Here is a 21,911-nt window from a genome sequence, read left to right on the forward strand (position 1 = left end):
AGAAGAAATTTTGCGGAAGTACATTGCTTATTACCGGGTGTCCACTAAAATGCAGGGCCAGTCCGGCTTGGGTCTGGAAGCGCAGCGGAGTTCGGTCCGCCAGTTCGTGAAAGACCACGACTTAATCCTGGAAGAATTTACCGAAGTGGAAAGCGGTAAGAAAAACAACCGGGTCGAATTGATTACGGCTATTGACCGGGCGAAGAAAAAAGGTGCAACTTTAATTATCGCGAAACTCGACCGGCTCAGCCGGAACGCGGCCTTTATTTTTACTTTGCGGGATAGTGGAGTAGATTTTGTTTGCGCCGACATGCCGGAGGCCAATACGCTCACCATTGGTATTTTTGCAGTGCTTGCTCAACATGAGCGAGAGCTGATTTCATCCCGGACGAAGGCTGCTTTGAAAGCTAAAAAAGAGCAAGGACATATATTGGGAACGCCTGGGAATTTAACCATGGATGCTCGTTCCAAAGGATTAAAGGTTCGGCAGCAGAATGCAGGCCAAAATAAACAGAATAGGCAAGCGCTAACTTTAATAAAAATTTACCGGGAGAAAGGCTATACCTTTCAGAAAATTGCTGATGAATTAAATAAGGATGGCTATATCACCCGGAATGGTAGAGCCTTTATGAAAGGAACAGTGCATCATTTACTGAGGACTTCTAATTAATTGTCTTTTTTAATATAAGCTATTTTATGTTAAATAAAGTCATTAAGTTGCTGATAAGTAAATATAAAGAGCTATATAAATATTCTCTCAAAAATAGATGATAAATGAAAGCTCACATTTTTCTTCTCCAAGTATTTTAGTTTTTGACCGAGAAAGATTATTATTTATAAACGTACGAGCTAATTCAGGAGCATTAAGTGCTTTAAAAGGTTTATCAGCGCCGGTGTATCCAGATGGGTAATATTTTTCAATTGCTCCTTTACTTAGTATAAATATATTATGTTCTCGCAGTCTATCAAGAATATTTAATTTCAAAGGGATGGATTCTTCATATTCTGTAAATATTTTTCTCCTTCCGTAATTTTCTTCAGCTTCTGGAAAAAGTAAATCTATTTCGCTTAACTCATCCGTTGTTAACTTACCACCACTTTAAACCATTCTTGCTAAAATCAAAGGTTTAATTTATTCTCCTAAGCCCATGTTTTTAAATTTGTGCAACAGCCAAGGAGTTCTATGAAACTACGACCAATAAGATTTATAGTATCACAGCCAACATTGATTAAAGAGCCGATGCACCCTTTTACTCAATGTTTCCAGTTTTTTAATTTATGAATCAAGGAGCAATCCAGTCAAAATCTATAAGATTGGCTAAATTATTGGTTATCTTATTATCAGGATTTGACCTTAAGTACTTACCATTGCTACCATTTACGACTTCCACATTTTCTCCAATACCCCATTTCGAATGATAATAAATTCATGCCCATGTGGTTGCAGAGTTTCCTTTTGTTTCTAAAAGTTCAATGGCTCGCGCTTTCGATACTTTACTTGCTCTTGTTACTGATTCTTCTCCGACCGTATGAAAAGCATAATGAGTAATTACATTGCTTGAGTTTTTCCATACACCGGATATCCTATATAAGGCCATAATTTTTAGTTTATAATAAGTTTAATTTTACGATTTGGGTTACAGCAATATGTCATTGACAATTGAGAATATAGATATAAAGCACCCAATGACAGAACACTTCAAAAAATCAAAAAAACTCGGCAGCACTATTGCCGCCGAGTCCCACTCAACTTTAGTTTTGTAAATATGGACTTTAGGCTCCACCTCTTCAAAGCTCCTTCACTCTGATCAACCTTGCTTTTAAATTTGTCTACATCAGTTTCTAACTTATCCTCTGAATAGAAATTTGCTTTATTTTCTTTATCAACGTTTCTACCAACAGCAATCTCTGTGTTGGTCCAATCCCTGCACCGCTCTATTTTATTTTGAGTAATAAAGTAGTGGGATCTGCACTCAAAGTTCCAATTACCTATGGAAGGTCTTAAGGTGACACTTTTTCCATTGAATGTTATTGACCAATCCGTTGGAGAGAATGGCGTAACAACCTCATTGCCACAGCCACACACACATTTGTGTATGGCTGTGCAATAATTTAAGGAAATGTACAGCACCCCCTCGTTTAAATGATCAGGTATGAACTCAACAAATTTATGCTGTACGGTCTTCATTGAAAATTTTAGAGACATTAATTGAATAAGCACTGTGGTGCTCTTCGATCAAATCTTGATAAAAGCCGCACATCTTCTTCCATTTGATAACCGCCAAAGATGCATTAAGCGAATTTAGGTCAGCAATCTGAATATTTGTCGAGTACTCATTATTCTCATCATCCACCTCAGAGACTCTGGCTTTAAGATGATCATTCTTGGAAGATGTACCCGCAGTTACCCTAGTAGTCCCGATTAACTTGTCATCAACGACATTAACGCCTAAGCCTACATCAATAAAAGGTATACCATTATTCAGTAAATAATCCATAATGCCTTTCCTAACTCTATTTTTATCAACGCAAAGGAAAACATAGTCCATTTGATCAAGTTCGTGATAATTGGAGCCATCCACATAGTAGGGATGAGGAATTATGCCATTGTGCATTTTAGAGTAGATATCTGCAAAGTATTTAGCTTTCATCGACTTTTTATCTAAATCTTCAACGGATGCTGCACCAGGTGAGCGAAATGAATTATGCTGTAAAAAGTGATCTCCATCGAATACATGCACTTCCTGCACTGGCGTTTTAGCAACTAAGTCTAAAACATAAGCTCCAGTGCCTCCAATACCTATGATAGCAACCTTTTGCCCCTTGAACTTTGAATTGATAAAGTCAATGTTTGCCCTACTAGAATTTGTATCAATGTATTTAAACACTGATTTTTCATTCTTAGAAGGAATTACCTTGAAAGTTTTCTCCGTAAGATCTGGATGCAAGTACTTCGCAGGAGCAGAGATCACCTCAGCATACCTCTTGAATTTCTCATAGTAGTTTGGGTAACCACCTTGAGGCTTGTTAGAGAATGAATAGTTAACAGTAATACCTTCTCTAAGTGTTCTAGTGCCACACATGTGTTGTATTGCTGAGATAACCGTTCCATCAACGTTGCAGGGGTTTTCACCAATAAAGTGAATCACATGATCACTAGGTTTACCTACTGTAGTATTGTTTAACAATACTAGGTCGCTCACCAATGTTCCGCGCTTAACCTCTCCAGTATTATTTAAATAGGGTACTTGGTGGACAAGTAAATATCCACCAAGCACTTCTACCTCATACCCTTCGTCTCTAAGGCGCTTTAGATCAGAACTATGACTTATCAGTTGCTGAGACATTGAAAACCATTTTGTTTTTAACTTCAACAACTGACCCCTTTACCATAGTACCTTCAGGTTTTGATACTGGCCCTTCACTAAAGGTAACCGTGTATACCTTATTCGGGCTATTATCGAAAGATCCGAAAGCCAATATCACGACCTGTTCAAAGGAGATTGTTTTATTGGCCCAATCCTTCGGTCTGCCATTGATGATAAGAACCTTAACGGATTGCTCCTTAGAGAAGAAGTGTTCTTTACCAGGTCTGGCTAAATCGATCACGGTATCATCCTGAATAAGAGTATCCACATAGGGCTCCTTGATGTCAAGGTATATCTCATATTCTGCAGGAATTTTACCTAGCTCTCTTATTTGTTTGCCTGAGATAAATTGGCTAAACCATACAAAAGACTCATTATTTATGGAGAGCTTCAGCTTTTGTTTTACAAAGAAGTGCTCTATTTCAGGCCTTGCCAAGTTAACCTTGGTGTCGTTGCCTATCAACTCGTCTTCGTAAGGCTCTTTGATTGACAGAAAAAGCTCTACTTCTTGGGGAATACCTTTAAGCTGTTTTAGCTCGGCCCCCGTTTTATACTGATCTAATGTTTCAAAAGGCTCCCCTTCGATTATGAATTTCAGAGCCTGTTTAGTTTTTTGCGTATGCGGCGCCCCGTTGACTAAAGTCATTTCTTTAACTTTGATATTTAACAAATAATACTGGTTGCTACATATCATTTCTGCAGCAGCTGGAACTGTGTCCAATAAGTGATTTTAAGCATGTGCTTGTTTGACTTTTAAAAATTAAACATGCAGGCCTATCTATGACTGCCGTAACAGATAGTTTATAATCACCGGGAAGCTTGCAGAATTCAGTTAAAGGAGGTATATTTGAGGTGCGAACTAAAATTTACCCAAAAGCTTAGCAGGCTTTTGTTTTCCCTAACCGGAATCTACAAGCCAGGTGTTAATGCCTGGCTTTTTTTTATTACTCTTCTATAATATATTTCTCTAGTAATACTGAATCATCTTTTTTAATTGTGAAGAATCAATTTTAACGCCCATTGCTACAAGTTCCTGTAGCAGACTATCAACGAACCATTCTTGATTGTAGACCTTCAGGTTCAATTCACCTCTAGCAATATCTCTTAGTAGCTCATCTTCGCTGATCACCTTCATGTTCTCCTCGTGAGCATAAACAAGTGCTGATATAGTCTTAACAACAAACTTTGGCTTATATTCACTATACAGTTTTGCTACTTGCTTCATCTGGATATCAGTTAATTCTACAATTTTTAGAAAGCCCTGTTCTTCCATCTGTTTAGCAAGCATTTTGTTATTGTATAAGGTTAACACATCATGGCTACCTTTATGGCTATAACAGATATCTGTTATATGTATGCTCAGGTTGTTGCTGTTAAAGTATTTCAACAAACCCAACCTGTACAGCGTTGCTGCGGTATTAATCTCTGTTATAACTATTGGGCCCATCTAAAACTCTAATTGTTGTTGACTATAAATTTTCCTTAACTCAGCCTCATCTCTTCTGGCCAATCGTGCAGCTTTATCAAAACCAATTTTTCGTTCACTTAGACAACGGTACAGCATCTGCTCAAACCTTTGTGGCTCTTCTGTGCCACTAAACTGCCCATAGTCAAAATCAGAGAAATTAGATTGCTTCCACTTGTTATAGGCATCCCATGAAATCAGCTTGGTTACAGAAGCTCGAACCATGATTGCAGCAACAGATATTCCATATAGCTCTTTGATTCTCTTAAGCTCAGGCATTGTAATAGCTGTTCTATTCTTTCCGAACTCTTGTATCAGTATTTCAAAGGGGAGCAATACAGCTCCTGCAAAAGCATCACAAATTCTTTCTACAGTAAACTCGTCCACATCCTCAGCCATTACCAGCAAGAGATGCCCTAGCTCATGAAGAATTGTAAACCTTATTCGAGACAAGTCCTGCTGTCTAGAATTAAGGACAATTACCGGTACTTTCTTGTCTTCAGCCCAACCTGATAAGCCTTCATGAGTATAAAAAAAGTCAAAGTCACACTTAATGATTCTCACGCCTTTTCTCTCCAGAATATTAGTGATATTAGATATAGGGCCTTCTCCTAGTTTCCACTTCTTTCTAAGTTGCTTTGCAGCTTTCTCAGCATCTGACGTACTGCTAATTACAAGATCTTCAAGAGGGTTATGAAAAACGACGAGTTCTTTTGCAATGGCTTCTAGTTCTAGATAGTCACTTAATAATGAGCTTGTTTCGTCTTCTACATTCTGTTTTTGTTTAGAATCAAGGCCAAAGCCTTGTCTGTAACTAATGTTGTGTAAGCTAAATTTTACACTATTATCACTATAAAAGTAATCTAGCTCTAAATCTAAAGCATTACCTATAGCTAGTAAAGTCTTACTATCAGGATACCTCACACCATTCTCATAATGACTTATAGCTTGCTTTGAACAATTAATCTTGCCAGCTAATTGATCCATCGTTAAACCTCGGAATTGCCTGGCTCGTGTAAGATTGATTGCAACTATATTTTCCATTTTTTCGACCTTTCGTATACAAATATATATTTTTTAAATTTGTATACGGTATATTTTTTAAAAAAATATCTCTATATAGAGTATTTTATTTATTAATTAATAAATTCTCTTATTTTAATACAAATTTGTAAGCCATAACAACCTAAAATAAAATCAAGCTTGGTCTTGTTAGGCAAATCTGCTACACCTTCCATAATGCTTGAGGCTGTATTCCGAAACATTGCAAGTATCACGCGAGAAACGCCTGAAGGATTTCTATAACCTGTTAATGCGTAAGTACAAGGCATCGCCAATACATGCCAAAACACTCACTTGGTAAAGCTGTTTAACTGGCACTATAGGGACAGAGCGAGGCCTAAGCACTGTGCGTTGCATAACCTTCACAATGTAAAGGTACCAGATGTAGATTACCACTAATCTAAAGCCTACCCTGAATGCTATTGGAGCAAAGAGAATTACTTAAACTTGAATACTACTTGAGTAAAAGGCAGTTACTACTTCTCATGTATTGTTGTAGTTTATTAACATTATCTTACTTGCTGGCTTTCTCATAAGCTGTCTCATGTTAGGTGCTGATATTTTAAGCCAATAATACTTAAGTGCCTATCATCGGTTATGGGCTTCTTTCTTGCCACGGATTAATGTCTTTGACAGGAAGCTTTCCAGATCATGTGATTTACTTTAATAAGAAGACTGCTCATTTTATTCCATTGAATGTAGTCTGCCTTACGGGACAAGCCGAAAGGCGGGTGCCATCAATTCCTGGTCCGCCTTTGGGATACCATACTTGTTGGCCACGCTACGCCAATTACTCACAGCTTCTCTAATCTGCTGGTGTATCGATTCGGCCTGCTTTGGGGAAAGGCGATAATAGTCTGCCGTGACGAGTGCCAGCTCCGGATTCAGTGTGTTGTCTTCCTCTGTGATATTAAGCTTGAGACCAGCCCCAGTCTCTACAGGATTCAGGTCATAGGCAGGTGATAGTCGCCAGCCCAAGGGCGTGAGAATAAAGCCATGGTTGCGCAGGTGGTCGTCTGTGTTACTCACGTAGATGTTAAATAAAATTCGCCGCCAGAGTTCTTCTAGGTCTTTTTCCGGAGCGGCACCCTGTTTGGTGATGAACTCAGCCAACTCTAGGTAGCTTACCCCATCCTGATAGTCGATGCCGTCGTGATAACCCAATAGTGTCATGGCAGACGCGAAGTGAATACGCTCCCCAGTTTCAGTGCGGTCAAAGCGCTTGGTCAGGAAGGTGTGCTGCTTGGAGGCATAACGCTCTACCCTGGCCTCTGCCATGTTAATACCCGCCGTCAGGGCAAGCTCCTGCACCACCATCTCCCAAGCACCGACGTCCCGGTTATCGTTACGGCTGGGAAACTTTGCAATCCACAACCTTCCTTTCTCGTCCGTTACACCAGCTTTCGGTCTGGCTCCCCCCAGAGAGGATCCAGGCGCCACTAACAGGCCGAGCCATTTGAGATACTCCTCGTCTTGGCTGATGTCATCCTCTTCTAGCTTCTGGCTAGCATAAGCCAGCTCACGCAAGGCAGTCCAGGGCGGTGTGGCCATTTCGCGGTTATCATTCAGGAAAGGTCCATCAAGCGCCTGTTTAAACCGCAGTGCCCCCATTCGGTGGCCGTCGTACACTCCCAACAGGTAATCGCTCTCCAGCAGGCGTTGCTCTGGCCGGCCTTCCTTGCGAGCCATTGCAGCCTCACGTCTACGCATCAGAACCCTACCCCACCGGTCTGGAGATGAATCCAGAAATACACCAAAGTTATTTTTCTCTTCTCCTGCCAGGTACTGCGGCCCTGTGTACAGCTGTAGGTCAGGATCCAGCACCTGCGCATAGGGACTGCTTAGCCAAGCTTTCTCATATTTAAAGGAGAACACTTCCTTACCCCGCACCGAGCTCGCGTGCAGCGTGCCCATCCACTTGGGCTCTCCTAGTTCAACCCAGTCGGCGTACACGTATATAGCTTTAGTTAGCTTATGCTTTGCCATCTTCTTTTAGGTATCACTTGAATGCTTAGGAGCTCTTTCGCGCACTGGCAGTTCGGCATCCTGCAACTTGCGGCCGAGCTTGTCGTCCCGCCCCACTTGCGCCAGGTCTTTTTCCAGCCCTAGTACTGCCAACACTTTGAAATAGTTCCCCATAGCCACGTTGGGCTCTCCTTTCTCAATCTGGCTAAGTGTGGGCCGAGAAATAGCCGCGCGTTCGGCTACCTGCTCGGTGCTGAGCCTTCGCCGCAGCCGGGCCAGCTTAATGTTTTCCCCCAGCTCGGCTAATAGCCGTTGCCAAGAAGGGTACAAAGGTCTTGATTTTGGCATAATGTAAACTATAGTTAACAAATATACAGGATTTTGTAAAATATATTTTACATTATCGTATAAAATGAACACTTTTTGCACATGTTGTACTGCCAAAGTATGTAGCAGGGCACTTGTCAAGTTTTATAACAGAAAAACTTGCAAAGCAAGGCAAGTGCACCTACCTATTAAAGGAAAAGCTTTATCCGATATAGGATGCATGTCATCACTTATTTTATGGGTGCGATGACAGAAGGAGAAGTGTATCTATTCCCCCTTCTGTCTTATTCAATAATAGCAATAACGCTATACTTTCTCCTGCTTTTTTCCTAAACTGCATCATAGAAAGAATCAGTCTATCTGAAAGCAAACGACATTATCTACATGAGTCTTGCCCCTACTTTAGCTATCCAAAATTTTATCACCCGCTGGAAAGCCTCCGGTGCTTCGGAACGTGCTAACTACCAGTTGTTTTTAACCGAGTTATGCGAGTTGCTGGGGGTGGAGAAACCCCGGCCGGCTTCTGATAAAGTACACGAGGCAACTTATACCTTTGAGCGTCCGGTGATATTTAACGATGGTGAAGGGAAGACAAGTACTAACTTTATTGACCTCTACAAGAAGGATTGTTTTGTACTGGAAGCAAAACAGGGCTCTGATAAGACAGCTACAACGGAAGCAGAATTATTAGGTGCCGAAAAAATAAAAATCAAGACTGGTACCGCTACCCGCGATACCCGTACCTGGGACCGAGAAATGAAAAAGGCCAAAGAGCAAGCATTGCGGTATGCTCGTTCTTTGCCTGCCTCCGAAGGATGGCCACCGTTCCTGGCTGTAGTGGATGTAGGCTACTGTATAGACCTCTATGCTGACTTTGCCCGTCAAGGCAAAACGTATGTGCCTTTTCCCAATCCAATTAGTTACCGCATTATTTTGGAGGAGCTACACCAGGATGAAATCCGGGAGCGCCTACGTTTGCTCTTTACCGACCCCCTGGAGCTGGATCCAAGCCGCCGTGCTGCCCGGGTTACCCGTGAACTAGCCGACCGATTAGCAAAGTTAGCGGCCTCCCTGGAGCAGGCCGGGCATCAACCGGAGCAGGTGGCTGGTTTTCTGATGCGTTGCCTTTTTACCATGTTTGCTGAAGATGTAGAATTATTGCCTAATAATTCTTTTACCCAACTATTGCAAGATTACCGGCAGAACCTCCAATATTTTCCGGATGCGCTGCGAGCGTTATGGCAAAGTATGGATAAAGGTGGGTTTGACCCGGCCCTACGTACCCATATTCCGCAGTTTAATGGTTACCTGTTTAAAAACCCGGAAGCATTTCCAATAACTGAGGCGCAGCTCGATTTATTGATAGAAGCTTCAAAGTCCGATTGGGCGGACGTGGAGCCTGCTATTTTTGGCACTTTGCTGGAACGGGCCCTACAACCGCGCGAACGCCATAAACTGGGTGCCCATTATACACCGCGTGCTTACGTAGAGCGCCTCGTAATGCCTACCGTTATTGAACCACTGCGTGAAGAGTGGGAAGCAGCTCGTACCGCCTCGGCTATACTCGAAGACAGCGGTGACGAAGCCGGAGCGCGTAAAGAGATCGAAGCGTTCCACCGGCGTTTGTGCTCGGTGCGCGTGCTGGACCCAGCCTGCGGGAGTGGCAACTTTCTGTACGTAACCCTGGAGCACCTCAAAAGGTTAGAGGGCGAAGTGAACGAGTACCTGGCACATTTCCCTGGTCAGCTGGGTCTCGACATGACAGGCGGCTATACGGTAACACCGGCGCAGCTGCTAGGTCTGGAGGTAAACCCACGCGCTGCGGCCATTGCCGACGTGGTGCTCTGGATCGGGTATCTGCAGTGGCACTTCCGGGCGCATGGCTCCGCCACCCGCCTGAGCAACCCTATACTTCGCGAGTATGGCAACATAAAGCAGCAGGACGCGGTGCTGAGTTACTCCGAACGCAAACCGCGCCTCGATGCCAACAACCAGCTTGTTACCCGCTGGGACGGCCACAGCACCAAACCGCACCCGGTTACTGGGCAGGAAGTACCCGATGAGACCGCCCGCACCATCGTCTATGATTACTTCGACCCCAAACCTGCCTCCTGGCCCGAAGCCGATTTCATAGTGGGCAACCCGCCATTCATTGGTACTTCTAAAATGCGCGAAGCTTTGGGAGATGGGTATACTGAAGCTTTAAGGAAAGTATACAAAGGTGCTGTGCCTGAAAGTGCTGATTTCGTGATGTTTTGGTGGCACAAAGCAGCTGAAATTGTTCGTGCCGATAAGGCTGAACGATTCGGTTTCATCACCACCAATAGTATAAAACAAACTTTTAATTGTCGTGTGATAGAAGCACAAATGCAGGCAAATCCGCCGCTTTCTATTACACTTGCTATACCTGATCATCCTTGGGTAGATAGTGCTGACGGTGCCGCAGTTGAAATTGCTATGAGTGTCGCAGAAAAGGGCGAAACTAAAGGAAGAATACTTTATACTTCTAGTAAGAGTAAGACAGATGGGTTAGAAACTCATGTTACTTTTGTCGAAAAGGAAGGGAAAGTTCATGCCAATCTTTCTATTGGTGCAGAAGTCTTCAAATCGGCTCCATTGAAGTCTAATATTGGAATGAGTAATATGGGAGTAAAACTTCACGGCTTAGGCTTTGTATTAGACCCTAATAATGCAAATAGATTACAAAGCTTAAATAGCAATAGTTACTATATTATTCGCCCATATTTAACGAGTAGAGACCTAGCTCAGGGAGTCAAAGCAAAATTTGTGATTGATCTGTTTGGTCTTGATGAAAGGGAAGTAATGTCAAATTTTCCTGAAGTTTATCAGCATGTATATTTACACGTTAAACCAGAGAGAGATCATAATCCAAGAGAAATCCGAAAACAAAAGTGGTGGCTTTTTGGAGAGAATCAACCTAAGATGCGAGATGCTGTAAAAGGTTTAAAAAACTTTATAGCAACAGCAAGAACGGCTAAACATAGAGTCTTCCAACTGTTGGATACTCATAACCTAGTAGAGAGTGAAGTTATAGTTATTGCTAGTGATGATTACTTTAATTTGGGAGTTTTATCATCTAGTATTCATCAAACTTGGGCACTTGCTGCAGGTAGCGATTTAGGGGGTAATACTCCTCGTTATAATAATTCCAAATGCTTCGACCCCTTTCCCTTCCCTGCCGCGACCGAAGCGCATAAGGAACAGATCCAAATTATAGCCGAGCAGCTGGATGAGCACCGCAAGCAGCGGCAGTCGCAACACCCCACGCTCACCATCACCGACATGTATAACGTGCTGGAGAAACTGCGGTCGGGCGAGCCACTAACCGCTAAAGAGCAAAAAACCCACGAGCAGGGGCTGGTAAGTATACTTTTGCAACTACATAATGAACTTGATGCCGCCGTTGCCGCCGCCTATGGTTGGCGAGCCAACCTGCCCGAAGAAGAGATACTCGAGCGTCTCGTGGCCTTGAACAAAGAGCGTGCCGCCGAAGAAGCACGCGGCCACATCCGCTGGCTCCGCCCCGAATACCAGAACCCGCAAGGGACCCAGCAAACAGATATGGGTATAGAAACCAAAGCCAAAGCTGTAAAAGCCACTGCTAAAGAATCCTTAATCTGGCCAAAAACACTTTCGGAGCAGGCCCAAGCTGTGCAACGTGCCTTACAACTGCACGAACGGCCGGCTACTGCAGAGGATTTGTACTATCAGTTTAAGCCTGTAGGTAAAGCACAACAGCCTCTGCGCCTCCGGCAAATTGATAACCTGTTGCAAACGCTTCATGGTTTAGGTTTGCTACGCAAAACTGAACAAGAGCAATATGTGAAATAAGCTATTAAAATTAATAGTAAACCAACAAATATGCTTTATCCAATTTTATCCTTAGCTATAATAACTTAAATTATTCCTTATATCCGCCAATTACCTACAACATATAAAGTAAATGCTATGATATCTGAAGAACTTGAACAATATTGTATAAATAAAGAGAATGAACTAGATGAAGTAAAAGATTGCAGAGTTGACGACAATCACAAAGCTACTGTTGACTATTTTAGAACCAATGCTGATGTAGATTACTCAAGAGTTTTATATTCTTCTTCATGTCGGAGATTGCAGGGGAAGATGCAACTGTTTGTACCAAGGAGCCAAGTATTTTATAGAAACAGATTAACTCACAGTTTTGAGGTTGCACAATTCGCAAAAACAATAAGTAAAAGACTCAAGTTAAAAGATAATTTAACTGTTCAGACATGCTCACTTGCGCATGATATTGGAAATCCTCCTTTCGGTCATGCAGGAGAGGTCTTTTTAAGCCAGGTTTGTGAAGAATATCCATATGAAGGAAATGCTCAAACTTTTAGGATACTTAATAGGATTGAAGAGCGTCATCATGACTTTAATGGTCTCAACCTGACAATTAGGTCAATGCTAGGTGTAGTTAAGTACTTTAAACCTGAAAGTGAAGTAACTATAGATAAGAATGGTAATTCAAAAAGTGAGATAAATAAAAAGTTTTTATACAATAAAGATTATGAATTAGTAAAAAGTTGGCTTGAAAAATTCAAAATCAGTCATAAAACAATTGACTGCGAAATAATGGATTTATCAGATGAAATTACCTATGCAATTCATGATTTAGAAGATGCTTTAAAATTAAAGTATTTTACAGTAGAAGAACTTTTATACGAATTTTCTATAAGGAAAGAGTATGAAGATGTCGTTGTAGAATTATCAGAATTTAATGTACATGCTAGAAGTTTTGCAGAACGAGCTCATGTTCATAAATCTTCTGAAGAATATTCCATGCTTTATAGAAAGGAATTAACATCATTATTAGCAAATGCATTTGTAAGAGACATTGATTTGGTTGAAGGCAAGCTAGGCTACAAGAATTTAGGTCTTCTAGTTAGTGGTTTGAAAAAGTTGACTTTTGAAGCTATAAAAAGACAGTCAGACATAATTGAATATGAACAATTAGGTAAACATGTTTTGACAAAGCTATATGAGGTATATACGGATAAAGAGTACAACAAAAATATGGTCTTACTTCCAGCAAACTACAGAATTCCTCAAAACTGGAATAGAAAGGTTCAGGATTATATTGGCGGGATGATGGATATTTATGCTATTCAGCAATATGAAAAATATTTTGGTAAGTTAGACAGAGCAGGAATTTATTTTAAATAAAATTGTAAGCAACACCAAATAAAGCAAGGTCGCCAACAACTATTTCTTTTTACAATACAAAACTAACCTTTTTGTAATTTCATAATGTGTTACAACCAGCATCAACTTTAATTGAAGTATCATTAGCTTTTAAGTGCTGTTATGTAAAATTTTACAAACCTACTACGACCGTTGTTATTTAGCAACTCTAGTTAAGCCTTGGTTTTATGAGCTTAAATTCACTCATAGCACTATTCCCCAACGGTACCACCTGGAAGCGTCAAACTATAAATCTTTCTCATTCAATAAGGCTCTAAACCATGCGTACCATTCTTAACGATCCAGCAAGGAACCGAAATATGGAGCACTTACCTTCGGAGCATCCGTCTTAATAAATTCTATTAGATATATTTTGGCTGAGGTTTAAAGGAACTGAATGTACTAAAAAATAATTATTTAAAGCTCCTGCCCTTGTTGGCTTCGATTAATGGATTGGTTGCGTGGAACTGTAAGTATCCCTAAAATCGAGACAGTTTAAAAGTAGACAAAAAGTGTTTATTTTTAAACTAGAAAAGATGAAAAAGAGCAGAATTAGTGAAAGTCAGATAGTAAAATCTATCAAAGAAAATGAAGCTGGTCGGAAGACCGAGGACATTTGTCGTGAGCTGGAAATAAGTCGGGCGACGTTTTACAAATGGAAGAGCCGGTATGGGGGATTAGAAGCCTCGGATGTAAAGCGGCTGAAAGAACTGGAAGAAGAGAATGCCCGGCTAAAGAAAATGTTTGCTGATTTAAGCCTGGACCACAGCATTTTGAAAGAGGTTATCACAAAAAAAGGCTGGGGCCCTGGGGGAAAAAGCAACTAGCTGAAGAATTAATTTCGGACTATGGCTTACCTGTTACCAGGGCTTGCGGGTTAAGCAGCCTGGCCCGTTCCCAGTTTTATTATCAGAGCTGTAAAGATGATACCGAGGTCATCAGTGCATTACAAGCATTAGCCGATAAGCATCCGGTTTATGGGTTTCGTAAGCTGCTAGCCTACCTGAAAAGGGCAGGCAAGACGTGGAATCACAAGCGGGTGTACCGGGTTTATAAACTCTTAAAGCTAAACAAAAAGAAAAGGGGGAAAAGAAGATTGCCGGCCCGGGTCAAGCAGCCATTGCAAGCGCAAGCAGTGCTGAATAGTAGCTGGAGTATGGATTTCATGAGTGACAGCTTAGCTTCGGGTAATAAATTCAGGACACTGAACATTATAGATGATTGTAATAGAGAAGCATTAGTTATCGAAATTGCCACTTCTATTACAGCTAAAAGAGTGGTACGCACCTTGGAGCAACTAATTGACTGGCGCGGCAAGCCAGCGACAATCCGGGTAGATAATGGCCCGGAATTTACCAGTGCTGATTTCAGTAGTTGGTGTAAAAAGGAGGAAATTCAAATACAATATACCCAGCCCGGAAAACCGATGCAGAATGGATATATTGAACGCTTTAACGGCAGTTATCGCCGGGAGATACTCGATGCTTATCTGTTTTTTGACCTGGAAGAAGTCCGGCAATTAACGGGGCAGTGGGTAGAAGAATATAATACCAGAAGGCCGCATGAAGCATTAGGCAACTTAACTCCCAGCCAATGGCCAGCAAAAAATGAAAGTGGAAATATGGAAAACTTACCCCGGTACCTTATCCCACCGCCGAAAGTTTACCACATTCCTACTTCCTGATTATAGTAGTAGTTAAGATAGAAAAGTCTACTTTAGGCTGTCCGAAAAAGGGGGTACTTACAGAACAGCTTTATTCTTTTCCGGCATCTCCAATACTTTAATAGCATACTTTAGGGCATGTTGCACCATTTCCTTATTTTACCACTACATACGGCACTTTCTCTATAAACCGAGCCACCTCCAGCAGCCCTCCCTTACTGCTGGTTTAATATGATTTTCAACTCCTGGCTAACAATTACTGATGCCCATATAAAAGTTGATTTGATTTCCGCTACCTCCGATTTACATACAAGGTTCGGGGTTTTGCATACAATCGCCCGTACCGGTTCCGGTAATTTTGGGTTATAAGATTAACGCTATGAAAATAAAGAAAATAAAACTGGGTAGTCAGGGATTGACGGTGCCAGTTATTGGTTTAGGTTGTATGGGCATGACGGGCTTTGAAGACGGCAATATTTATGGTTCAGCAGATGAACAGGAGGCGATTGCTACCATTCACAGGTCGCTCGAATTAGGCGGCAATTTTCTGGACACCGCCGATCTCTATGGCCCGTTAAAAAATGAGCAGCTCATTGCCAAAGCAGTTAAAGGCAACCGGAACAGTTATCTGATTGCGACTAAATTTGGCTGGGAAATAGATGATAACGACCGCGTCACCTGGGCTATTAATGGTAAAAAAGACTATGTAAAAAAAGCCCTGGAGCGTTCCCTTAAAAACCTTAATACCGATTACGTAGATTTATATTATATGCACCGCCTCGATAAGACCACGCCTATCGAAGAAACGGTACAAGCCATGAGCGATTTGGTAAAAGAAGGCAAAGTAGGTTATATCGGGTTATCAGAGGTGTCGTCTGAAACCGTAAAAAGAGCTCATGCGGTTCACCCAATTACGGCCGTGCAAAGCGAATATTCTTTGTTTGAGCGTACCGTGGAGGAACGTGGCGTTTTGCAGACCTTACAGGAACTTGGTATTGGTTTCGTAGCTTATTCGCCCTTGGGTCGGGGCTTTCTATCCGGACAAATCCGCAGCATCGGTGATTTGCCGGAAAATGATTTCCGCAGGGGGATTCCCCGTTTCCAGGAAGATCATTTCTATAAAAACCTGGAGTTGGTAAACGCCCTGGAAGCCATGGCCACCGAAAAGCAAGTAACCTCTTCGCAGCTAGCATTAGCTTGGGTCATGAGCAAAGGGTTCGTTCCCATTCCGGGCACCAAACGGCGCAAGTACCTCGAGGAGAACCTAGCAGCTACCACCATTCAATTAAGCGAAGTTGATTTAGCTAAGTTGGAAAGCATCGTACCTTTGGGTACCGATACCGGTAAACCGTACGACGAATTCAGCATGGGGCTGATTGATTAAATTATTTCCTGGCGGCGGTATGGTTCCCCTGTACCGCCGTTTTAAATTTTTACGGTCTAACTTGTATTATGAATGCCATTAACTCTATTTCGGAATTTCATCGGTTGTTGTCGTTACCGGCACCGCGGCACCCCTTGGTAAGTGTTATTAACCTAACTGAAAGTACTTTCCTGGAAGACGAGGTATGGAAGGGTTTTGTAAACCAGTTTTACTGCGTGGCCTTAAAACGGGAGGCGAAGGGTAAAATAAAATACGGGCAGCAGCACTATGATTACGATAAGGGCGTACTCAGCTTTACGGCCCCTAATCAGGTGCAATCATTAGATTTGCAAAATATGGAATGCGGCTCGGGTTACCTGCTCATCTTCCATCCGGATTTCCTGTTGAAGCATTCCTTGGCCAACACCATTCACCAATATGGCTTTTTTTCTTACGCGGTAAACGAGGCCCTGCACCTTTCCGAAGCCGAAGAAGAAGACCTAATTACCATTTTACTAAAGATAAACCAGGAATGTGCGCACATCGATAGGCATACCCAGGATATTATTCTATCCCAGATAGATTTGCTGCTCAACTACGGCAAGCGGTTTTACGAACGCCAGTTTATTACCCGTAAAAACAACAACCACCAGCTCCTTACGAAATTAGAGAATCTGCTTAACCAATATTTTTCTGCCAGTAGCCCTGCAGAAAAAGGATTGTTAACCGTCCAGTATGTGGCCGAGCAAATGAACCTTTCGCCTAATTACCTGAGCGATATGTTGCGGGTGCATACCGGGCAAAACACGCAACAACATATTCACGAGAAATTAATCCAGCAAGCAAAAGAAAGGTTATCTACGACAACCTTGTCCGTTAGAGAAATTGCCTATGGCTTAGGTTTCGAATATGCCCAATCGTTTAGTACCCTTTTTAAGAGGAAGACCAACATGTCCCCTCTGGAGTTTCGGCAGACGTTTAATTGAAGACTTATCTGGGATACAGGAGAAAACGATGAATATATTAAGATTCTCAGGCTGACACAGGCCTGCCCAAAAGTCCTCATGCTGCGGCAATCAAGGTTAGATCTGGATAGTGAGGATATCTAGTAACCGGGTAGTATAGCAGGGCGAGAGATAATCCCGGTTCAGGTTCCATGTTTTCTTTTGCTGCGTTCCCTGGCAAGCCACCTTCACCGTATCTTTTCCAAATTTCGCCGTCAGATCATCCAGGAACTGCATCAGCGATTGCTGCTTGCCATGATCCGTAGAGTCTAAAAGGTTTAACTGGACATTCGTATCGGGAATGAGATCCATTACTATTACGCCTGTTTTCTTGTACTGGTACCCGGGTTTGTAAATGCTTTCCAGGGCCAGCTTCGTATAGCGGATTAGTTCCAGATCGCTGTTGGTAGCCGTAGGCAGCACGATCTTCCGGGAGTTCGTGTATTGCGGGGTATCGGCAAAACGATTGGTCATCACAAACACCATTATTTCCTTGGCGCAGCTCTTTTGCTTCCGTAATTTAAACGCACACTTAGCCGCATAGCTGCTGGCGGCTTCCAGCAACTCCTCGAAACTTTCTACTGGTTTGCCAAAACTACGACTGGTGCAGATATTCTGTTTTAGGGCCGGGTTTATCTCCAGGTCCGAGCAGGGTTCTCCCCGCAGTTCCTTGACCGTTCGGAGCATCACCACGCTGCAATGCTTTTTAATCCAGGCATCCGTCGTATGCTTGAGCTTATAAGCCGTGGTAATGCCGTAGGTGCTCAGAAACTTGGCGTATTGCCGGCCTACTCCCCAAACATCCTCAATAGCGGTACGTTTCAATCCTTCCTCAATATGATAAGGATCTGTCAGGATTAAGCATCCGTCTGCTTTTTTGGATTTCTTGGCTAGCCGGTTCGCTATTTTTGCTAAGGTCTTGGTAGGTGCTACCCCAACACAAACCGGTAAGCCCAGGTTCTGGTAAACCGTATCTTTGATATGGCGAGCATAAACCTCCAGGTCGAGGAATTTGAACTCACCTAAATCCAAAAAGGATTCATCTACTGAGTGGACTTCTACATGCGGCGTAAAGGTGCGCAGCGTATCGACTACTCTAGTGCTCATATCTCCATAGAGTTCATAGTTGCTGCTAAAATAATGAATATTGTGCTGCTGAATTACCTCCCTGATCAAAAAGAAAGGATCCCCCATTTTGATGCCGAGGTCCTTGGCTTCCTGGGAGCGGGCAATCACGCAGCCATCATTGTTGGACAGGACCACCACGGGTTTGCCATTAAGCCCTGGTCGGAATAAGCGTTCACAGGAGGCGTAGAAGTTGTTGCAGTCTACTAAGGCAAATAAGCTGGTCATGTCCTTATAACTTATGCAACACCGTTACTACTTTGCCCCACACCTGGAAGTTCATTTCTTCGGTAATCTCCAATGCCTGGTATTTCCGGTTCTCCGGTACCAGCAGAATTGACTTGCCTTTCAGGAAGAGCCGCTTAACGGTAAACTCGTTGTTTATCACCGCTACAATAATATCTCCTGAGGTTGGTTTGAGGGAGCGATCCACTGCCAGAATAGAGCCGTCTACAATATGAGCGTCCTGCATGCTGTCGCCGTGTACCCGCACAAAGAAGGTGCTGGTAGGATTATCCGTAACGAATTCCGAAATGTTAACCCGCAGTTCTACGTAGTCTTCAGCCGGGCTGGGAAAACCCGCCGAGATATGAGAGGCATAAACGGGTAGGTAGAGTGATTGGTCTAATTCTACCGTCAGCAGCTCCACATAAGAAGCATCGGGTAACAGTAATGGAACGTTTTTCATAGTGCGTATGCTAAAATATTTAGCAAATACGTGATAAAAACATTTGGGTACAACGTTAATAACTACTATTTGTGCACATAGTTGCTAACAATAATAGTTTTACTAAAATACAAAGCACCTTCGGGTAGAAGCAGACTCGATGTATATGGTAAAAAAAGGTTTTACTGTTATGGACAGAAAACCTTAAAAAGAACCAAGGAAGAATAGTACTAAGGATTAAAATATTGCTTTACAATAAACCCTGCTCCGCAAAGCTAAAGAAGGAATCATAGGGAGTAACAATGACATGATCCAGTACTTTAATATTAAATAACTCAGCAGCTTTTCTCAATTGTTCCGTTAGCTTCTTATCGGCTTCAGAAGGAGCAAGTGTTCCGGAGGGATGGTTATGGGAAATAATGATGCCGGTACTTAAACCTTATAAAGCTACTGCCAGAATCAACCGGATGTCTACTACGGCTGCTGTCATTCCCCCGCTAAAACCTTTGTAAACCCCTAGTACCTGGTTGGCATTGTTCAGGTAAAGTACCAGCATCTCCTCCCGGATAGCTAAATAATCTAGATCATAATGATCCATGAGAACCTGATAGGCACCTTCTGCCGAGGTAACAGCTGGTTTGTTTATCCGCTTTAGTTTTGATTTATATTGCAGGCGGATTTCCCGCACCGTATTGTTTTTCTTTTCCATTTTGATGATTCTATTTAAATAAAAATGCCCATCCTGCTTTTAAGAGGATGGGCAATGAGTAATGATTTGAATTGTTTTAATTAAGAAACCAGCTGGTTTTTCCTCCGTCCAGAGCCAGCTGTACCTGGGTTGCAAAATCTAGTGCATTCACAGATCGATCCAGGAACTGGTCAATGTAAGTAGACTTATTGGCTCCGGTAAACAAGTTGTATAAGCGCCACAGATTAATGTTTCCATCTTCCTGCCGGCAGAAACTTACATCTTTGTAGTAGTCCTGGCAAACCGAGTTAAGTTGGGAATCCCCATAAAGCAAAGTAGGGATATGCTTCTTCTCTTCGGACGGCAAATAGTTGTACATCCGGCAACGTCCCAACAGATGCGCAAACTGCTGCTCGGTTATGGAATGCTCTGTGAGCTGCTGCATTTGCCTTAAGTGTTGGTGCTGGTCATAGCCATCGAGTAAACGATAGATGGCAGTACTAAGCTGATTTAAATCGGTCACCTTTAAATCTGTCATTAACCCATCCGTACGTACACAAAGATTGGTACACACCAGGTTCTTAAAGCCAATAAAAAGCTTGAAGTGCTCCATGGCTCCTTTCTTGTTATAGAGGTTATCTTGGTTATAAGCTTTCACCCCACCTACCATTAGCGTAAGGGTATTCCCATCTATATCATCCATGATGGTAGGTATCTCGATGCAGAACATCATGCGTTCATAGTAGATCGTCTTTTCCCAATCTTCTAACTGGTTAGCCGGTTTATTCCTGGCATCCGGAACCCGGCCTTTGATCGGGTGGCTTACCCTGATCTGAGGTTGTAAGATTAGCTCTCCCCGGAATAGATCCGTTACCGCTTCTTGGGTAGCCAGGATGAAATCAGACTGGCTGATCAGTGGTTCATTGTCTTTAACAAAGACGGGAATGATATGCTCCTGCCTGATCTCAGGGAAAGACATAGCAGTAGTGTTGGCCTCTATAAAAGCACGAGAGCTGGATTGTCCGTCCAGCTCTTTAGTGTTATTTGATAATGCAGTTCTGTTTTGATTAACAGGATTAAGCGTTAGTAGTGTTTCCATTGTTGTTGATGGTTTGGTTAAGAAGTTGATCGGTTAGTAAGGTTGATTTTTGAATTAGTAGCTTTTGCTGCTGAAAGTCCTTTAGAAGAATTTTCTGTTGCTCTTTCGTGCACTGGCTGTAAATAGCCATTAGCTCCTCCAGGCTGGCGCATTGACTAATAAGGCTCTGGATATGGGCATCATCTCCTAGAGTGACAGGAAGGGCACTTTGACACCATTGCAGGATCTGCTTGCCAGTCTCTTGGCTCAGCTTATGCTCCGGTTTGCCTTGGAACAGGCTGGTGCGGTCCTTGGAAGTCAGCGCATGATTTTTCATATCCAGGTCAAACACCAGTGTAAACTCGTATTCTATACCATCCCGCTGCACCGATTTAAGGCCCACTTTCTCTGGCACCGTACGGCCGTTCTTTTCGGTTAGTAAATAATCCTGTTTGGTACGGGCGGTGGCTATGATGTGACAAGGTGATTGCAGCATCGCCTGCACGAACCGGTTATGACGAGGAGTAACTTTTGCCCAGTTCGTAAAGCTGTTGCCTGTTAAGCTGCCATGGTAATCGAGCAGAAACTCCCACTCAAAGGAAATGCTATCAATAATAATCACTTCCATACCGGCACTTTCACAAACCTGTAAAGCTTCAGCATAGCTTTCCGGGGAGAAGGGAGCATTAAGGGTTAACACCTTATATTCTCCCAGGTGAGCATATAAGGAAGCAGAGCCATTTTCTGTATCAATGACGGCTACTTTGGACCAGTCACCACAGAGCCCATGGGCGACCAGTAAGGCACTGTAAGTTTTACCGGAACCCGAAGGTCCCTGCAGGCACAGGCGTATCTTAGCCTGCGTCCGTTTAGCGGTTTGTAGTTGCATATTAAGTATGGTTTATGG

At 42.6% G+C, this 21,911-nt stretch carries 18 protein-coding genes and 1 pseudogene; 6 read left to right on the forward strand and 13 right to left on the reverse strand.

Annotated elements, in window-relative coordinates; genetic code table 11:
• The first annotated feature begins 10 nt into the window (after positions 1–10).
• A complete protein-coding gene (locus ADHAQ_RS23965) occupies positions 11–670 on the forward strand; it encodes a recombinase family protein (protein WP_281172299.1) in 660 nt (219 codons plus the stop codon).
• A 613-nt stretch (positions 671–1,283) separates the two neighbouring features.
• Here ADHAQ_RS23965 and ADHAQ_RS28970 read toward each other — a convergent pair.
• From ADHAQ_RS28970 to ADHAQ_RS0100125, 8 genes are all read right to left on the reverse strand, one after another.
• Positions 1,284–1,427, reverse strand: a complete 144-nt coding sequence (locus ADHAQ_RS28970) for a DUF3892 domain-containing protein (protein ID WP_084523661.1) — start codon at positions 1,425–1,427, stop codon at positions 1,284–1,286.
• A 299-nt stretch (positions 1,428–1,726) separates the two neighbouring features.
• Complete coding sequence (locus tag ADHAQ_RS23970) at positions 1,727–2,188, reverse strand: ubiquitination-like system serine protease family protein (RefSeq protein WP_051359613.1); 462 nt, start codon at positions 2,186–2,188, stop codon at positions 1,727–1,729.
• Positions 2,169–3,347 carry a ThiF family adenylyltransferase gene (locus tag ADHAQ_RS0100095; RefSeq protein ID WP_026461212.1) on the reverse strand — a complete coding sequence of 393 codons (1,179 nt, stop codon included), beginning with the start codon at positions 3,345–3,347 and terminating at the stop codon, positions 2,169–2,171. The genes ADHAQ_RS23970 and ADHAQ_RS0100095 overlap by 20 nt, the downstream gene beginning before the upstream one ends.
• Positions 3,322–4,089 (reverse strand): multiubiquitin domain-containing protein, encoded by a 768-nt coding sequence (locus tag ADHAQ_RS0100100; protein ID WP_245590553.1) that lies wholly within the window; start codon positions 4,087–4,089, stop codon positions 3,322–3,324. Before ADHAQ_RS0100100 ends, ADHAQ_RS0100095 begins: the two co-directional genes overlap by 26 nt.
• A 246-nt stretch (positions 4,090–4,335) precedes the next feature.
• Positions 4,336–4,656: a hypothetical protein gene (locus ADHAQ_RS0100105; protein ID WP_157433294.1), complete on the reverse strand. Its 321-nt coding sequence runs from the start codon at positions 4,654–4,656 to the stop codon at positions 4,336–4,338.
• A gap of 159 nt (positions 4,657–4,815) precedes the next feature.
• Positions 4,816–5,877 carry a helix-turn-helix domain-containing protein gene (locus ADHAQ_RS0100110; protein WP_026461215.1) on the reverse strand — a complete coding sequence of 354 codons (1,062 nt, stop codon included), beginning with the start codon at positions 5,875–5,877 and terminating at the stop codon, positions 4,816–4,818.
• 726 nt (positions 5,878–6,603) lie between these two features.
• On the reverse strand, positions 6,604–7,848 hold the full coding sequence (locus tag ADHAQ_RS0100120) for a type II toxin-antitoxin system HipA family toxin (RefSeq protein WP_245590554.1): 1,245 nt from the start codon (positions 7,846–7,848) through the stop codon (positions 6,604–6,606).
• Positions 7,849–7,887: 39 nt separating this feature from the next.
• Positions 7,888–8,328 carry a helix-turn-helix domain-containing protein gene (locus ADHAQ_RS0100125; RefSeq protein ID WP_245590555.1) on the reverse strand — a complete coding sequence of 147 codons (441 nt, stop codon included), beginning with the start codon at positions 8,326–8,328 and terminating at the stop codon, positions 7,888–7,890.
• Between the two features lie 243 nt (positions 8,329–8,571).
• Between ADHAQ_RS0100125 and ADHAQ_RS0100130 the strand changes: the two genes are divergently transcribed.
• The 5 genes from ADHAQ_RS0100130 to ADHAQ_RS0100160 all read left to right on the forward strand — a co-directional run bounded on the left by ADHAQ_RS0100130 (position 8,572) and on the right by ADHAQ_RS0100160 (position 17,428).
• Positions 8,572–12,039 (forward strand): class I SAM-dependent DNA methyltransferase, encoded by a 3,468-nt coding sequence (locus tag ADHAQ_RS0100130; protein ID WP_026461218.1) that lies wholly within the window; start codon positions 8,572–8,574, stop codon positions 12,037–12,039.
• A gap of 117 nt (positions 12,040–12,156) precedes the next feature.
• Positions 12,157–13,398, forward strand: coding sequence for a dGTP triphosphohydrolase (dgt, locus tag ADHAQ_RS0100135; RefSeq protein ID WP_026461219.1), 1,242 nt, complete (start codon positions 12,157–12,159; stop codon positions 13,396–13,398).
• Between the two features lie 554 nt (positions 13,399–13,952).
• Positions 13,953–15,100, forward strand: a protein-coding gene (locus ADHAQ_RS27745; protein WP_157433295.1) for an IS3 family transposase whose coding sequence is annotated in 2 segments (ribosomal slippage) — positions 13,953–14,205 and positions 14,205–15,100 — 1,149 coding nt in all. Because the reading frame shifts where the segments join, the coding sequence is not laid out codon by codon here.
• Between the two features lie 358 nt (positions 15,101–15,458).
• A complete protein-coding gene (locus tag ADHAQ_RS0100155) occupies positions 15,459–16,463 on the forward strand; it encodes an aldo/keto reductase (protein ID WP_026461221.1) in 1,005 nt (334 codons plus the stop codon).
• Positions 16,464–16,531: 68 nt separating this feature from the next.
• Positions 16,532–17,428, forward strand: a complete 897-nt coding sequence (locus ADHAQ_RS0100160) for a helix-turn-helix domain-containing protein (RefSeq protein ID WP_026461222.1) — start codon at positions 16,532–16,534, stop codon at positions 17,426–17,428.
• 96 nt (positions 17,429–17,524) lie between these two features.
• On the opposite strand, the gene ADHAQ_RS0100165 is transcribed toward ADHAQ_RS0100160, so the two are convergent.
• From ADHAQ_RS0100165 to ADHAQ_RS0100185, 5 genes and pseudogenes are all read right to left on the reverse strand, one after another.
• Positions 17,525–18,799, reverse strand: a complete 1,275-nt coding sequence (locus tag ADHAQ_RS0100165; RefSeq protein ID WP_026461223.1) for a Y-family DNA polymerase — start codon at positions 18,797–18,799, stop codon at positions 17,525–17,527.
• Between the two features lie 4 nt (positions 18,800–18,803).
• Positions 18,804–19,259, reverse strand: coding sequence for a LexA family protein (locus tag ADHAQ_RS0100170; RefSeq protein WP_034256384.1), 456 nt, complete (start codon positions 19,257–19,259; stop codon positions 18,804–18,806).
• Between the two features lie 229 nt (positions 19,260–19,488).
• Positions 19,489–19,947, reverse strand: a pseudogene (locus tag ADHAQ_RS28570) (JAB domain-containing protein).
• Between the two features lie 76 nt (positions 19,948–20,023).
• Positions 20,024–21,025, reverse strand: coding sequence for a DUF3871 family protein (locus ADHAQ_RS0100180; protein ID WP_026461225.1), 1,002 nt, complete (start codon positions 21,023–21,025; stop codon positions 20,024–20,026).
• Positions 21,003–21,893: an ATP-binding protein gene (locus ADHAQ_RS0100185; RefSeq protein WP_026461226.1), complete on the reverse strand. Its 891-nt coding sequence runs from the start codon at positions 21,891–21,893 to the stop codon at positions 21,003–21,005. Before ADHAQ_RS0100185 ends, ADHAQ_RS0100180 begins: the two co-directional genes overlap by 23 nt.
• Positions 21,894–21,911 lie beyond the last annotated feature (18 nt).

The sequence above is a fragment of the Adhaeribacter aquaticus DSM 16391 genome, from assembly GCF_000473365.1.
Classification (GTDB): Bacteria; Bacteroidota; Bacteroidia; order Cytophagales; family Hymenobacteraceae; genus Adhaeribacter; species Adhaeribacter aquaticus.